The sequence below is a fragment of the Caballeronia novacaledonica genome (assembly GCF_900258035.1).
GTDB classification, from domain to species: domain Bacteria; phylum Pseudomonadota; class Gammaproteobacteria; order Burkholderiales; family Burkholderiaceae; genus Caballeronia; species Caballeronia novacaledonica.
In genome coordinates this window covers 480682-495089 of the sequence record NZ_OGTP01000001.1, presented here as the reverse complement: position 1 = coordinate 495089, position 14408 = coordinate 480682, and the positions used below count along the sequence as shown (strand labels likewise).

8 protein-coding genes are annotated in these 14408 nt (G+C 66.2%); 2 read left to right on the top strand and 6 right to left on the bottom strand.

Annotated features, from left to right (window positions below):
• Positions 1–43 precede the first annotated feature (43 nt).
• Positions 44–2188, bottom strand: a complete 2145-nt coding sequence (locus NOV72_RS02245) for a serine/threonine-protein kinase (protein ID WP_106853242.1) — start codon at positions 2186–2188, stop codon at positions 44–46.
• A gap of 397 nt (positions 2189–2585) precedes the next feature.
• Between NOV72_RS02245 and NOV72_RS02240 the strand changes: the two genes are divergently transcribed.
• A complete protein-coding gene (locus NOV72_RS02240) occupies positions 2586–2807 on the top strand; it encodes a hypothetical protein (protein ID WP_106852929.1) in 222 nt (73 codons plus the stop codon).
• A 9-nt stretch (positions 2808–2816) separates the two neighbouring features.
• On the opposite strand, the gene NOV72_RS02235 is transcribed toward NOV72_RS02240, so the two are convergent.
• Entirely contained in the window at positions 2817–7184 is a 4368-nt protein-coding gene (locus tag NOV72_RS02235; RefSeq protein WP_106852928.1) for a DEAD/DEAH box helicase, read from the bottom strand.
• Positions 7185–7407: 223 nt separating this feature from the next.
• Between NOV72_RS02235 and NOV72_RS02230 the strand changes: the two genes are divergently transcribed.
• A complete protein-coding gene (locus NOV72_RS02230) occupies positions 7408–9807 on the top strand; it encodes a phosphoketolase family protein (RefSeq protein WP_106852927.1) in 2400 nt (799 codons plus the stop codon).
• Between the two features lie 48 nt (positions 9808–9855).
• On the opposite strand, the gene NOV72_RS02225 is transcribed toward NOV72_RS02230, so the two are convergent.
• The 4 genes from NOV72_RS02225 to NOV72_RS02210 form a co-directional block, all read right to left on the bottom strand.
• The gene (locus tag NOV72_RS02225) at positions 9856–11193 is read right to left on the bottom strand and encodes an MFS transporter (RefSeq protein ID WP_106852926.1); all 1338 of its coding nucleotides are present in this window, start codon (positions 11191–11193) and stop codon (positions 9856–9858) included.
• Between the two features lie 32 nt (positions 11194–11225).
• On the bottom strand, positions 11226–12164 hold the full coding sequence (locus NOV72_RS02220; RefSeq protein ID WP_106852925.1) for a hydroxymethylglutaryl-CoA lyase: 939 nt from the start codon (positions 12162–12164) through the stop codon (positions 11226–11228).
• Entirely contained in the window at positions 12161–13354 is a 1194-nt protein-coding gene (locus NOV72_RS02215) for a CaiB/BaiF CoA transferase family protein (protein WP_106852924.1), read from the bottom strand. Before NOV72_RS02215 ends, NOV72_RS02220 begins: the two co-directional genes overlap by 4 nt.
• Positions 13355–13474: 120 nt before the next feature.
• Complete coding sequence (locus NOV72_RS02210; protein WP_106852923.1) at positions 13475–14392, bottom strand: LysR family transcriptional regulator; 918 nt, start codon at positions 14390–14392, stop codon at positions 13475–13477.
• Between the last annotated feature and the right edge of the window lie 16 nt (positions 14393–14408).

Genomic DNA, 14408 nt, shown 5'->3' with positions numbered 1-14408 from the left:
GCCCGGCCTCCCGCGTGGATGATCCACATGCGCGGGACGGGCCTTATTTCTTGCCCTGCGTCGTGATCTGAAAAATATCGACGGCCACGCGGTCGTGGCCATACTTGCCCGCGAGCGCGGTGAGGCGCTTCTCGACGGCGCGCAGGTAGTCGGGCTTCGCCTCGCTGTCGGGGCGCGCCGAATCGAAGAGCGGCGCGGGCGTGACCGTCAGCACGATCATCTCCGAGCCGAACGGCTTGCCGACGACCCAATCGCCCATGGTGCCGATGGTGGCCGTGTAGTTCGCCGGCGCCTGGTTGTCGCGCGAGCGCGCGTTGGGCAGCAGATGCACGACGCTGCCGTCGAGCATGAAGTAATCGACGTTGACGTACGACTCGAACGCCGGCGTCATCAAGTCGATGATGAGCGGATCGCCCTCGGTGAGGCGCGTCGCGCGCGAACGCGTGTGCACCGACGCCGGCCTGCCCGACTGCCGGTTGGCCGTCCAGAACGGCGCGAATACCTTGAGCAGATCGCATTTGTCGTCGGCGACCTGCTGCACGCCGAAGTTCGTGGTCTTCACGCCGGGCACGCGGCCGAGCGCATCCTTCAGCCGCGCGAGCCCGTATTTCTGCGATACGAAGCCCTGCACGTCGACGGTCTGATCGTGCACCGAAGCGACCAGCGCCGAACACGGCACGCTCGCGAGCACGGGCGTGACGGCGGCCATCGTCAGTTCGGGAATGGGCCGCGGCGGCACCGCGGGCGTGATCGCCACGGCGGAAGCCGGCGCGGCTTTTTCCGGCGCGTGCTGGGTCACCGTGCCCGTGGCGCTGCCTTCGGATGAGGACGGCGGCGCTTCGCGCGCGGTCTCCTCGCCGCGTCCCGACTGCTCGTAGAAGTAATAGCCCGCCCCGGCGATCAACGCCGCCACGACCGCCGCCGCGCCGATCGCGAGCTTCGGCGCGGCGCTCTTTTTCGCCTTGCGGCCGGTGGCGGGCGCGGCGTGCTCCTCGGCGATTTCCTCGAGGAATTGCACGACGCTCGGCGTGCGCGCCTCGCGCTCGAACGCGAGCGCGGCTTTCAGCGCTTTCCACTGCCGGTTGCCGAGATGCTCGGGGCGCTGCGGCTTCATGCCCGCGCTCCTCGCCTGCAACGCGGGCACGCGATCGAACGGATGTTTGCCGGTCAGCAGTTCATACGTGATGCAGCCGAGCGCGTAGATGTCGTCGCGCGGATCGGGTTCGCGATGCTCCATCATCTCCGGGCTCGCGTACGCCGGGGTCATCGCGCCGAGACTGCCGGGATCGAAGACGGTCGCCTCGGTCTCTTCCTCGGGCCGCTGAATGACGCGCGAAATCCCGAAATCGATCACTTTCACTTCCGACGTATCGGTCAGAAAAACGTTGGCCGGCTTGAAATCGCAGTGAACGAAACCGCGCTCGTGCGCGTAGGCGAGCGCGTTGGCCATGCCCTTGAAGATCGGAAAGACTTCGGCGAACGGCATGCCCTTGAAATTCGGGTTCCGAAGCAATCGGGACAGCGGCTGGCCGGAGAGATATTCCATCGTCAGGTAGACGATCTGGCCGTCGCGGTCGAAATCGTAAACAGTGACGATGTTCCGGTGCGCAAGCTGTTGCGCCTTGCGCGCCTCGCGCTGCAACGCGATCAGCGACTTCGGATTGCCGCGAAACTGGAGATTCAGCACCTTGATCGCGACATACGGGCGCCGGTCCGACGCTTCCAGCTTGCGCAGGTCGAGCGCCTTGTAGACGGTGCCCATCCCGCCGATGCCGAGACATTCTTCCAGCACGAAGCGGCTGTTGAGCGTGTCGCCGACGCCTTTCATCTGCTGATCGTGATCGACGATCACCTGCGTCGCCTGGCTGCCGGTGCCGCTGCTCGGATCGCGCGAGGGCGGCGGCGCAAAGCCCGGCGCGGTCTGCAGACGGGTTTCGTCGCGGCTCGCGGGGCCCGTGGGGGAATCGGCGTCCGGGCGCATGCGCGCCGCGTGCTCGATGCGGCGGCGAATGGCCGCATAGATGTCGGGAGGCAACGGTTGCGCCGCATGCTCCTCGTCGAGGATTTCCATGAGCCGCTTCGCCGGAGTCTGCTCGGTCGCCAGTGCGCCGTCCACTCCCGCGAAGAACTCGTCGCGCGACCCGCCGTCGCCCCGATAAGTACGAATCGCTTGCGCAAAACTTGTCATCTGTGCGTCGCGATGCGTCTCCAATCGAACGAAAATACTTGTCGTAACATAAGCCCGGTGCTCGTTCGATACTAGCCTTCACATCACGCTTTCGCAAATGGCGTTTTCGATCATGAGCGGTATCGCGCACATGTCGTTCGGAGACCGACACATCGACGGCAAGTGTTGGCGTCGCAGCGGCTAAGCGTGCGCAGCGGTTCGATCAAAATTCAGCAAAATCAACGGCTTGCGGAATCGCCCAAGCCAGGCACGGCTTTCGCATTAGATGATGCGAACGTCCTCGCGGCAGAAGGCTTACGCTTTTGCCGCCATCGGCGTTTGCCATCCGATGTATGGGCGGTGCGGCAAGCACATTGTCTATACTCGACTACGACTCCCCTTTCTGGAGGAAACATCCATGGCTGTCCTCAAAATCAGGGATCTCGCCGACAGCGTCGAACTCGACAGACAGGCGATGCATACGATCGTCGGCGGCGCGCGCGATGGCGTGCGGGCGTCGTTTCGCATCCGCCCGGCGTCGAACACGAATCGTGTCGTCGACTATCCGGGCGTGCCGGTGAAGGACGTGCCGGCCGCGCAGACCGGGCCGTTCACGACCAAGATCGTCACGAAGAAGTAGCGTCTGCCTTCAGCGAGGGATCGCGTCCCTCGCTGCTTCAATCCCGCGTCCAACCGATGTCCCGAGCGAATGCGCCGTGCGCTTGACGAGCGCGAGCCGAACGCGTTCGCGCCCTTCCCCTTCGATATCGCCGAAATAGCGCGTCTTGCCCGCGACCACCGCGCCGACAGGCACGCCGTCGAGATACAGCACGCGATTGCCCGCGAGCGCCGGCACTTTCTCGCCCGGCAGCAAGGTGCCGGCGAGATTGAGCGGATCGACCGCCGAAAGCGCGACGAACGCGCCGTCCTTCGGCCGTTTGCGCATGTCGCGCAGGAGCGGCACCGCGTCGGGCAGCGCGAACTGCTCGCCCGCGAGCCCGGCGACGAAACGCCCGCCGCGAATCTCGCCGCGCGCTTCCAGCCGGTGAAACACGCGCAGCAGGTCGCGCCACGGCGGCAGCCATTCGGCCTCGCGCTCCAGGAGCCGCCAGAACACGACGCCATAGCGCCGCAACAGCGTCAGCGCGACGTGCTCCAGATCGCCTTCGCCGCGCGCGTCGTCCGGCTTCGCGCGGCGCAGGAGCGCCCAGCGCCCGGCGTCGTCCATTCCGCCGATGAACAGTCCGCCGCGCCGCGGACGGCGCGCGAACGCGTTGCGCTTCGCCGCCGGCGCGAGGAGCGCGCGCAGGCCCGCGAAGCTGTCGGCGTTGACGAGCCCGAGCGCGACGAGTTCGCCGAGCGCGTCTTCGAGTTCGGTCCGCAAGAGCCGCACGTCGGCGAGAAGCTCGTCGAAGAACATCGCGCCGTGGGCGTTCAGCGCATCGAACACGCGCTCCGCGCGCGACGACAACTGCGGCGCTTCGTCCGGACGCATGAGCCCGTTCCACGCGTCGAGGTGACGACGCGGCAACAGCACGATCGGCGTGCCGCGCACCGGACCGCCCGACGCGCGCGAGCGTCCCGCCGGGCGCGTCCACACGAGCTTGCCCGCGCGGCAGAGATCGTCGAGCCACATGCCGGAATAATCGGCGATACGCGCCGGCAGAATCTCGTCCTCCCACGCGACGGCGGGCGCTTCGAATCCTTCGAGCTGCTCCAGCACGGCGGCGAGCGCGTCGCGGCCCTCGCCGTGGGATTCGGGCGCGACGCGCTGCCATTCGAGCAGAAAGCGCATGAAGTCCTGCCGCTCGACCGGCTCGATTTCGCGACGCAGCCGCCGCACCGTATAGCGATGAATCCGCGCGAGCAGATGCCGCTCGCACCATTCCTCGGCCTGTGCGCCGGGCGTGAATCGGCCGCGCATCACGTAGCCCTGCGCTTCGAGCCGCGTCAACGCGAGTGCGATCGCCGATGCGGGCAGCGCGAGCGGACGCGCGATCTCCGGCACCGTCAGCGGCCCAAAGCCCGACAAGCGCGCGCGCACGATTTCGACGAGCGCATCGTCGGGCGACCAGGCGTCGTCGAAGCCGGGCGGCGGATGCAGCGCGGGATCCATCGGCGCGTGCTCGTAGACGGCGCGCACGCAGGAAAGACGCTCGACGGGCGTCCACAGCGCGTCGCGCTCCGCGATCCTCAGCCGCGTCGCGCGGCCGGAGCGGGCCAGCGAATCGAGCCATGCGGACCATTGCGGGCTGCGCTGCGCTTCGCTTTCGGCGATGCAGGCGAGCGTCGTCAGCGCCTCGTGCATTTCGTCGGCGCTGGTGACGTCGGGCCACGCCTCGTCGCGCACGCTCGCGATCGCTTCGGGATCGAGCGCGCCGAGATCGCCGGCGGATTGCGGATCGGTCCAGCGGCGCGCGAGCACGGCCTGCGTGCGGCGCTCTTCGATCGGCGCATCGTCGAGGAACGCGTAGGGTCGCGCCGACAGAATCTCCGCGGCGAGCGGCGACGGCGCGGGCAGTTCGCGCGTGACGAGCCGCACGCCACCCGCTTCGATGCGTCGCAGAAGCGCGAGCCACGCGTCGCTGTCCATTGCGTCGTGCAGACAATCGTCGATGGTTTGCTCGACGAGCGGATGCGCCGGCACGTCGCGCTCGCCCGCGATGTTCTCCGCGCACGCGACCTGATCCGGAAACACGGCCGCGAGCAGGTCCTCGCTTTTCATGCGCTGCAGTTGCGGCGCGACCTTGCGCCCGCCCGTGTAGCGCGGCAGCGCAAGCGAATTGGTCGCGTTCCAGCGCCAGCGCACGCCGAAAAGCGGCGCGTCGAGCAGCGCCTGGATCAGCACGTGTTCCGCCGTCGCGGACTTCAGATAGCGCCACACGTCGTCGAGCGCGAAGCTGTGGCTGCCCGTCAGAGAGAGCACGATCGCGTCTTCGGTCGCCGCCGCCTGCAATTCGAAGTTGAACGTGCGGCAAAAGCGCTTGCGCAGCGCGAGGCCCCACGCGCGATTCACGCGGCTGCCGAACGGCGCGTGGATGACGAGCTGCGTGCCGCCGGATTCGTCGAAGAAGCGCTCCATGACGAGCGTGTCCTGCGTCGGCAGCACGGTGAGCGCGGCGCGCGAGCGCGCCAGATAATCGACGATCTGCCGCGCCGCTTCGAGCGCGATGCCGCTTTCCCGTGCGAGCCAGGCGACGGCGGCATCGACGCCGTCATCGAGGCGCGCGTCGATATCCGCGCGCAGACGCGAGATCGCGTGAGAAAGCTCGTCGCTGCGGCCCGGCGCTTCGCCGAGCCAGAACGGGATGTTCGGCGGCTGGCCGTTGGCGTTCTCCACGCGCACGCGCCCGCCTTCCACCCGCATGATCCGATACGACGTATTGCCCAGTTGAAAAATATCGCCCGCGAGGCTTTCGACGGCGAAATCCTCGTTCACCGTGCCGATCTGCAAGCCCTGCGGCTCGAGGATCACGGCGAAATCGGCGTTGTCGGGAATGGCGCCGCCCGATGTCACCGCCGTCAGCTTGCCGCCGCGCCGGCCGCGCAGCGTGCGCGAGACGGCATCGCGATGCACGTAAGCCGCGCGCACGCCCTGCCGCCCGGTATAGCCTTCCGCGAGCGTGCGCAGCACCGCCTCGTAATGGGCGCGGTCGAGCGTCGCGTACGGATACGCGCGCGTGATGCGCTCGAAAAGCGCGTCTTCGCCCCACTCCCGGCACGCGACTTCGGCGGTGATCTGCTGCGCGAGCACGTCGAGCGGCGCGCGCGGAATGGTCAGCGCGTCGAGCTCGACGCGCCGCACGCAATCGAGCAACGCCGCGCATTCGATGAGATCGTCGCGCGACGTCGGGAAAAGCCGCCCTTTCGGCGTGCCGCCCACGTGATGCCCCGAGCGCCCGACGCGCTGCAGGAACGCGCCTATCGAACCGGGCGAGCCGATCTGGCAGACGAGATCGACATCGCCGATATCGATGCCCAGTTCCAGCGAGGCGGTTGCGATCAGCACGCGCAATTCGCCGCGCTTGAGCCGCTGCTCCGCGTCCAGCCGATGCTCCCGCGCGAGACTGCCGTGATGCGCCGCGACCGCGTCCTTGCCGAGACGCTCGGTCAGATGCCGCGCCGCGCGCTCGGCCATGCGGCGCGTGTTGACGAAGACGAGCGTCGTGCGATGCTGCCCCGCGAGTTCCGCGAGGCGGTCGTAGACGCGCTCCCACGTATCGTTCGACATGATCGCTTCGAGCGGCATCGGCGGAATGTCGAGCGCGAGATCGCGCGCGCGCACGTGGCCCACGTCGACGATTTCGCACGGCTCGTTTTCACCGACGAGAAACTTCGCGACCCGCTCGATCGGCTTTTGCGTCGCCGACAATCCGACGCGCACCGGCCGCTCGCCGCCCGCGTCCTCGCACAGCGCGTCGAGCCGCGCGAGCGAAAGGCTCAGGTGCGAGCCGCGCTTGCTGCCCGCGACCGCATGAATTTCGTCGACGATCACGGTGCGCGTGGCCGACAGCATCGCGCGTCCCGAATCCGACGAAAGCAGCACATAGAGCGATTCGGGCGTCGTCACGAGAATATGCGGCGGGCGCTTCTTCACCGCGTTGCGCTCCTGCTGCGTCGTGTCGCCGGTGCGCACGGCCGCGCGGATCTCGGGCGCGGCCACGCCGGCGTCGCGCAGCGTCTGGGCGATTCCCGCGAGCGGTTCCTCCAGATTCACGTGAATGTCGTTCGACAGCGCCTTCAGCGGCGACACGTACACGACGCGCGTCTCGTCCGGCAGCGTCCCGCCGAGCGCGACGCCGTCGCGCACGAGTTCGTCGATGGCGGCGAGAAACGCGGTCAGCGTCTTGCCGGAGCCCGTCGGCGCGGCGACGAGCGTCGAGCGGCGCGCGTGGACGAGCGGCCATGCGCGCGCCTGCGCGGGCGTCGGCGCGGGAAAGCGCGAGCGGAACCAGCCGGCGACGGCGGGATGAAAGCCCTGGAAGGCGTCGGTCGCAAAAGCGGATTTTCGGGTCATCCGGACATTTTATGAGCGCTTGAGAAATGACGTATTGCGTAAGAATTTCTGTGCAGGCGCCCGCCGAAGCGTCCGGGCGACGTCGCGGGCGTCGATGCCGCACCGCCCTGCCAACATAACGCCACAAACATTTCCGATCATTGCACCACGCGCGGGACTCTGTCTTGCGCCAATCCGCACGCGCGACGCTCGACCGATCCTTCCACTTGTCAAGGAGAAGCAATTGAACGACGACGTCTCTCGCACGACCGCTCTCGACACGCCGCTCGACCCCGACCTCCTCGCGAACATCGACGCCTACTGGCGGGCCTGCAATTACCTGTCGGTCGGCATGATCTACCTGCGCGCGAATCCGCTGCTGCGCGAGCCGCTCAAGCCCGAGCACATCAAACGGCGTCTGCTCGGCCACTGGGGTTCGGATCCCGGCCAGTCGTTCGTGTGGGTGCATCTGAACCGGCTCATCAGGCGCGACGACCTGAATGTGCTGTTCGTCTCCGGCCCCGGCCACGGCGCGCCCGCCACGCTCGCCAATTCCTGGCTCGAAGAGCACTACTCGGACATCTATCCCGATCGCAGCGCCGACGAGCGCGGCATGCTCAGACTCTTCCGGGCGTTTTCGTCGCCGGGCGGCATCGGCTCGCATTGCACGCCGGAAACGCCGGGATCGATACACGAAGGCGGCGAACTCGGCTACAGCCTCTCGCATTCATTCGGCGCGGCCTTCGACAATCCGGATCTGATCGTCGCGACGGTCGTCGGGGACGGCGAAGCGGAAACCGGCCCGCTCGCCACGTCCTGGCATTCGAACAAGTTCCTCAATCCCGCGACCGACGGCGCCGTGCTGCCGATCCTTCATCTGAACGGCTACAAGATCGCCAATCCGACGATCCTCGCGCGCATTCCGCACGACGAGCTCGAAGCGCTCTTCAAGGGCTATGGCTACGCGCCGCATTTCGTCGAAGGCGACGAACCGGAAGCGATGCATCAGCGCATGGCCGCGACGCTGGAGCGCTGCATCGCCGATATCCGCGCGATCCAGGCGAACGCGCGCGCCCATCCGGAAGACGTGACGCGCCCGCGCTGGCCGATGATCGTCCTGCGCACGCCGAAGGGCTGGACCGGGCCGAAGGAAGTGGACGGTCACCAGGTCGAGAATTTCTGGCGCTCGCATCAGGTGCCGATCGCCGATCCGGCCAGCAATCACCGGAATCTCGCGCTGCTGGAAGCGTGGCTGCGCAGCTACCGGCCGGAGGAATTGTTCGACGAAAACGGCCGCCTGATCGAGACGCTGCGCGCGCTCGCGCCCGAAGGCGCGCGACGCATCAGCGCGAATCCGCATGCGAATGGCGGCGCGTTGCGCCGGTCGCTCGATTTGCCCGACATTCGCGAATACGCGTTCGAATTCAAGCGCGCGGCGAGCGTCTATCAGTCGCCGACAGCCGTGCTCGCCACCTTCCTGCGCGACGTGATCCGCCGCAACATGACGAGCTTCCGTCTCTTCGGCCCGGACGAAACCGCCAGCAACAAGCTCGACGGCGTCTACGAAGCGTCGGGCAAGCGCTGGCTCGCGCAGACGCTGCCCGAAGACGCCGACGGCGGCGCGCTGTCCATCGACGGCCGCGTGATGGAGATGCTCTCCGAGCACACGCTCGAAGGCTGGTTCGAAGGCTACGTGCTGACCGGCCGCCACGGCCTTTTCGCGACATACGAAGCGTTCGTCCACGTGATCGACTCGATGTTCAATCAGCACGCGAAGTGGCTCGAAAAGGCGAAGAACGAGCTCGACTGGCGCGCGCCGGTGCCGTCGATCAATCTGCTCATCACGTCGCTCGTGTGGCGTCAGGATCACAACGGCTTCACGCATCAGGACCCCGGCTTTCTCGATGTCGTCACGAACAAGAGCCCGGGCGTCGTGCGCATTTATCTGCCGCCCGACGCGAACTGCCTGTTGAGCGTCGCGGATCACTGCCTGCGCACGCATGATTACGTGAACGTGATCGTCGCGGACAAACAGCCGCATTTGCAGTATCTGAGCATGAAGGACGCCATCGTGCATTGCGCGAAGGGCATCGGCATCTGGGATTGGGCGTCGACGGATCAGGGCCAGGAGCCGGACGTCGTGATCGCGTGCGCAGGCGATATCGCGACGATGGAAGCGCTCGCGGCCGTCGAAATCCTGAAGGCGAATTGCGCGGATCTGAAAATCCGCTTCGTCAATGTCGTCGATCTCTTCAGGCTGTTGCCGGACACGGATCATCCGCACGGCCTGTCGCATCGCGATTTCGATTCGATCTTCACGCGCGACAAACCGGTGATCTTCAACTTCCACTCGTACCCGACGCTCGTGCACAAGCTCACCTATAACCGCACGAATCACGCGAACATGCACGTGCACGGCTATCGCGAGCGCGGCAATATCAACACGCCGTTCGAGCTCGCGATCATCAACGGCGTGGATCGCTATACGCTCGCGATCGACGTGATCGACCGCGTGCCGCGCATCGCCGGCAGCGGCGCGCATACGAAGGAATGGCTCAAGAATCAGATCATCGAGAGCGTGCGGTACGCGCACGAGGAAGGCATCGACCGCGACGAGATTCGCGAGTGGACCTGGAAGGATTGAGGCACAGGCAAACGCCCGGCGGGAAGGCATTCCGCCGGGCTTTTTCTGTCAGGCCTTGTGCTCGGAATGATCGCGCTGCCGCAGCGATTGCGGCAAGCCGAACAGCAGCAACAGCGCGCACACCACGCTCATCGCGCCGATCGCGTACAGCGCGGGCGTCGTGCTGCCCATCGTGTCGCGGATACGGCCGACCATCACCGGACTCACGATGCCGCCGAGCTGCCCGAGCGTATTGATCAGCGCGATGCCGCCCGCCGCGCCCGCGCCGGTCAAAAGCTTCGGCGGCAGCGCCCAGAATGCCGGGATCGACGCGATCACGCCCGCGCCCATCACGCCGAGCGCGGCGATGAGAAGCGTCGTCTGCTTGTCGAAGATGCCTGCCGCGAAGAAGCCGGCCGCCGCCAACACGAGCAGTAACGCGACGAACTTGCGGCGCTCGCCCGAACGATCCGACATGCGGCCGACCACGACCATGCAGATCGCGCCGCAGATGTACGGCACGGCCGTCAGGAGCCCGATGATCGTCGGATTCTGCGTGCCCGCCGCGCGAATCAGGTGCGGCGCCCAGAAGTTCAGCCCATACGATGCGATCTGAATCAGGAAGTAGATGAAGCCGAGCATCAGAAAGCCGGGCGTCCTGATCGCGCCGAACAGCGAATGGCCGGTGTCGGTGTGCTGGCTTTGCGTCGAAATCCGGCTCTTCAGATACGTCTTCTCGGATGCCGAGAGCCACGCGGCGTCATCGATGCGATCTTTCAGCACCTTCAGCACGAGCACGCCGAGCAGCACGCACGGCAGGCCGCCGAGCAGGAACAGCCAGTGCCAGCCGGCAATGCCGAACACGCCGTTCATGTGCCCGAGCACGAGACCCGAAAGCGGCGCGCCGACGAGCCCCGAAAACGCCGACGCCAAAAACAGCAGCGACGTGATGCGTCCGCGATAGCTCGCCGGAAACCACAGCGTCAGGTAATACAGCACGCCCGGCGCGAAGCCCGCCTCCATCGCGCCGATGATGAAGCGCAGCCCGTAGAACTGCCACTCCGTCTGCACGAAGACCATCAGCGCGGTCGCGATGCCCCACGAAATCATGATGCGCGCGATCCAGCGCCGCGCGCCGACCTTATAGAGCAGCATGTTGCTTGGCACTTCGAACAAAACATAGCCGATCACGAAGAGACTCGCGCCGAGGCCGTAAGCCGTGTCGGAAAAACCGAGCGAGCTTTGTAGCTGAAACTTCGCGAAGCTGATGTTGATGCGGTCGAAGAACGCGAAGAGATAACACAGCATGATGAGCGGCATCAGCCGCCATGCCACCTTGCGGATGATGTCCGCGGTGTTTTCGCTCGTCTGCGGCCCGTTGGCCGCGCTTACGCTCAGATCGCTCATGATTGTCTCCAGTGTGATTTTGTCTTTTGAATTCAAAGTGCAAGAACGTATTCGGGGACGGGATGCAGATCGCAATTGCGTCCCGCCTTCGCGACTTGTCCCGACACCTCGTGTCCGACGAGCGCGGGCAGCGTACGCGATAGCGCGATGAGCTTTTGCAGATCGATGCCCGTCGGAATGCCCATCTCGTCGCACATGTTCACGAGGTCTTCGGTGCAGATGTTTCCCGAGGCGCCCGGCGCGAACGGACAACCGCCGAGACCGCCGAGCGCGGCATCGAAGCGGCGCGCGCCTGCGTCGTACGCGGCGAGGACATTGGCGAGACCGAGGCCGCGCGTGTTGTGAAAGTGCAGCGTCAGATCCGCGGCGGGCACGTCTTCGAGCACGCGCGCAACGAGGCGCGCGACCTGGCGCGGATTCGCCATGCCGGTCGTATCGGCGAGCGTGATGCCGGTGATGCCCATCTCCCGATACGTCCGCACGATCGACACGACACGGTCCTCGTCGATGCGCCCTTCGAACGGGCAGCCGAACGCCGTGGCCACGGTGGCGTTCAGTGAAACCTTCGCCGAGGCGAGGCGCACGACATCGCCGAAACCGGCCAGCGACGACTCGCAACTCATGCGCATGTTCGCGCGGTTGTGCGTCTGGCTCGCGGACATCACGAGATTGAGTTCGTCGGCGCGGGCGGCGAGCGCGCGTTCCGCGCCCTTCACGTTCGGCACGAGCGCGACATAGATCACGCCCGCTTCACGCCGGATTCCGCCGAACACCGCGTCGCCATCGCGCAGCGCGGGAATCGCCTTGGGCGACACGAACGAGCCCGCCTCGATGCGCGTGAAGCCGCAGGCCGAAAGGCCATCGATCAGCGCGATCTTGTCCGCCGTCTCGACCCATTGCTTTTCGATCTGCAAGCCGTCGCGCGGCGCGACTTCCTGAACGATCAGCGGTTCTTTGTATGCATGATTCATTGCACCGCTCCTTCGGCACGCAGCCGCTGCACTTCATCGGCGTCGAAGCCGAGCGATTCCAGAACCGCTTGCGTATGCTCGCCGAGCGCCGGACCTTGCCAGTGCACTTCGCCCGGCGTGTCGGAGAGCTTCGGCACGATGCCCGGCATCTTCACCGATGCGCCGCCCGGCAAATCGGCCTTCAGCAACATGTCGCGCGCCTGGTAATGCGCATCGCCGACGATGTCCGCGACCGAGTAGATGCGGCCCGACGGCACTTCCTCGCGTTCGAGCGTCGCGAGCACGTCGTCCATCGAGTGATGCGAGGTCCACGCGGTGATCGCTTCGTCGAGCATCGCGCTTTGCTTCACGCGGCCGTCGTTATGGGCGAGCGCGGGATCGTCGGCGAGATCGGCGCGGCCGATCACGTGCATCAGGCGCCGGTAGATCGGATCGCTGTTGCCCGCGATCACGACGAAGCCGCCATCCTCGGTGCGATACGTATTCGACGGCGCGATGCCCGGCAGCGCCCCGCCGCTGCGCTCGCGCACATGGCCGAGCAGGTCGTATTCGGGCACGAGGCTTTCCATCAGGTTGAAGACGCTTTCGACGAGCGACACATCGACGACTTGTCCATCGCCCTGACCGGTCTTCACGCGCAGCACCGACATCAGCGCGCCGATCACGCCATGCAGCGACGCCAGCGAATCGCCCAGGCTCACGCCGACGCGCGCCGGCAGGCCTTCGGCGTCGCCCGTCGTGTAGCGGATGCCGCCCATCGCCTCGCCGATCGCGCCGAATCCCGGCCGGTCGCGGTAAGGGCCCGTCTGGCCGTAGCCGGAGATGCGGACCATCGTGAGCTTGGGGTTTATTGCATGCAAAATGTCCCAGCCGAGACCGAGCTTTTCGAGCGCGCCGGGACGCATGTTTTCGATGACGATGTCCGCATCCGCCGCCAGCCGCTTGATGACGTCCGCGCCTTCTGGCGACTTGAGATTCACGCACACCGACTTCTTGTTGCGCGATTGCAGATACCACCAGAGCGACGTGCCCTCGTGGAGTTTTCGCCATTTGCGGAGGGGATCGCCGCCATTCGGCGCTTCGATCTTGATGACTTCCGCGCCGAATTCGGCCAGCATGCGCGCCGCGAACGGCGCCGCGATCAGCGTGCCGATTTCGATGACGCGAATGCCCTGAAGAGGTCCGCTCATGTTGCCTGTCTCCTGTTTTGTACTGTGGAGACAAGCTTATTGGCGAACGCTGAGCCGCGTCCAACCGCATTTCGGCAAGGATCGTTCGCGAACCGCGAACGCTCGCTGGTTTTTTGAATTCTAAATGCGCGCTTCGACGGTCCGCAGATGATCGAACAGCAGGCGGCTCACGGGCGAGAGCGCATCCGAATCGCGCACGACGATCACGAGGCTGCGCGCGGCCCATTCGTCTTCGAGCGCGACGGCCGCAAGCCCGAGCTGGCGGCCCATCGCTTCGAACACCTGCATCGGCAGCACGCCGACGCCCATGCCCGCTTGCACCATGCGGCACACGGCATCGAAGCCGGGCACGTGGATGCGCAAGCGCAGCGCACGGCCCGCCTGCCGCGCCGCGAGATGCGTGCGCATGTTGATGGAGCTCGCCGAATGCAGGCCGATATGATCGAAGTCCAGCGTCTCTGCAAACGCGACGCTCGCGCGCCGCGCCAGCGGATGATCGCCGGGCATGACGATCGCGAGCCGGTCGTGACGGTAGTGCGCGCTTTCGAGTCCGCGCGTGTCGGCGTCGCCGGAACAGATACCGAGATCGACGAGACTGTCCGCCACGCCTTCCACGATGCCGCCGCTCGGCCGTTCTTCGAGATCGATCTTGATCTGGTCATGGACGGACGAAAACGCGCGCAAATCCTCCGGCAGAAATTCGACGATCGCGGACAGGTTGGCCATCATCCGCACGTAGCCGCGCACGCCGCTCGCATGCTCGGCGAGTTCGATGCCGATGTTCTCGACATCGCGCAATACGCGCCGCGCGTGGTGAAGCAGCGTTTCGCCCGCGGGCGTCAGCGCCATGCCGCGCGCCTTGCGCTCGAAGAGCACGGCGCCGACCGCCTGCTCCAGTTCGAGCAGCCGCTTGCTCGCCGCCGACACCGCGATCGCCTCGCGCTCGGCCGCGCGCGTGAGCGTGCCCTCCTCGAAGACCGCGAGAAAGAGTTGCAGCGTCGTGAGATCGAGGCGTCTGAGGAGATTTCGATTGGCCATCGTGAGACGCGCCGCG

Excerpts from the sequence above, each read along its gene's own strand:
- NOV72_RS02245 (WP_106853242.1), bottom strand. The coding sequence starts at position 2,188 with ATGACAAGTTTTGCGCAAGCGATTCGTACTTATCGGGGCGACGGCGGG.
- NOV72_RS02240 (WP_106852929.1), top strand. The coding sequence starts at position 2,586 with ATGGCTGTCCTCAAAATCAGGGATCTCGCCGACAGCGTCGAACTCGAC.
- NOV72_RS02235 (WP_106852928.1), bottom strand. The coding sequence starts at position 7,184 with ATGACCCGAAAATCCGCTTTTGCGACCGACGCCTTCCAGGGCTTTCAT.
- NOV72_RS02225 (WP_106852926.1), bottom strand. The coding sequence starts at position 11,193 with ATGAGCGATCTGAGCGTAAGCGCGGCCAACGGGCCGCAGACGAGCGAA.
- NOV72_RS02220 (WP_106852925.1), bottom strand. The coding sequence starts at position 12,164 with ATGAATCATGCATACAAAGAACCGCTGATCGTTCAGGAAGTCGCGCCG.
- NOV72_RS02215 (WP_106852924.1), bottom strand. The coding sequence starts at position 13,354 with ATGAGCGGACCTCTTCAGGGCATTCGCGTCATCGAAATCGGCACGCTG.
- NOV72_RS02210 (WP_106852923.1), bottom strand. The coding sequence starts at position 14,392 with ATGGCCAATCGAAATCTCCTCAGACGCCTCGATCTCACGACGCTGCAA.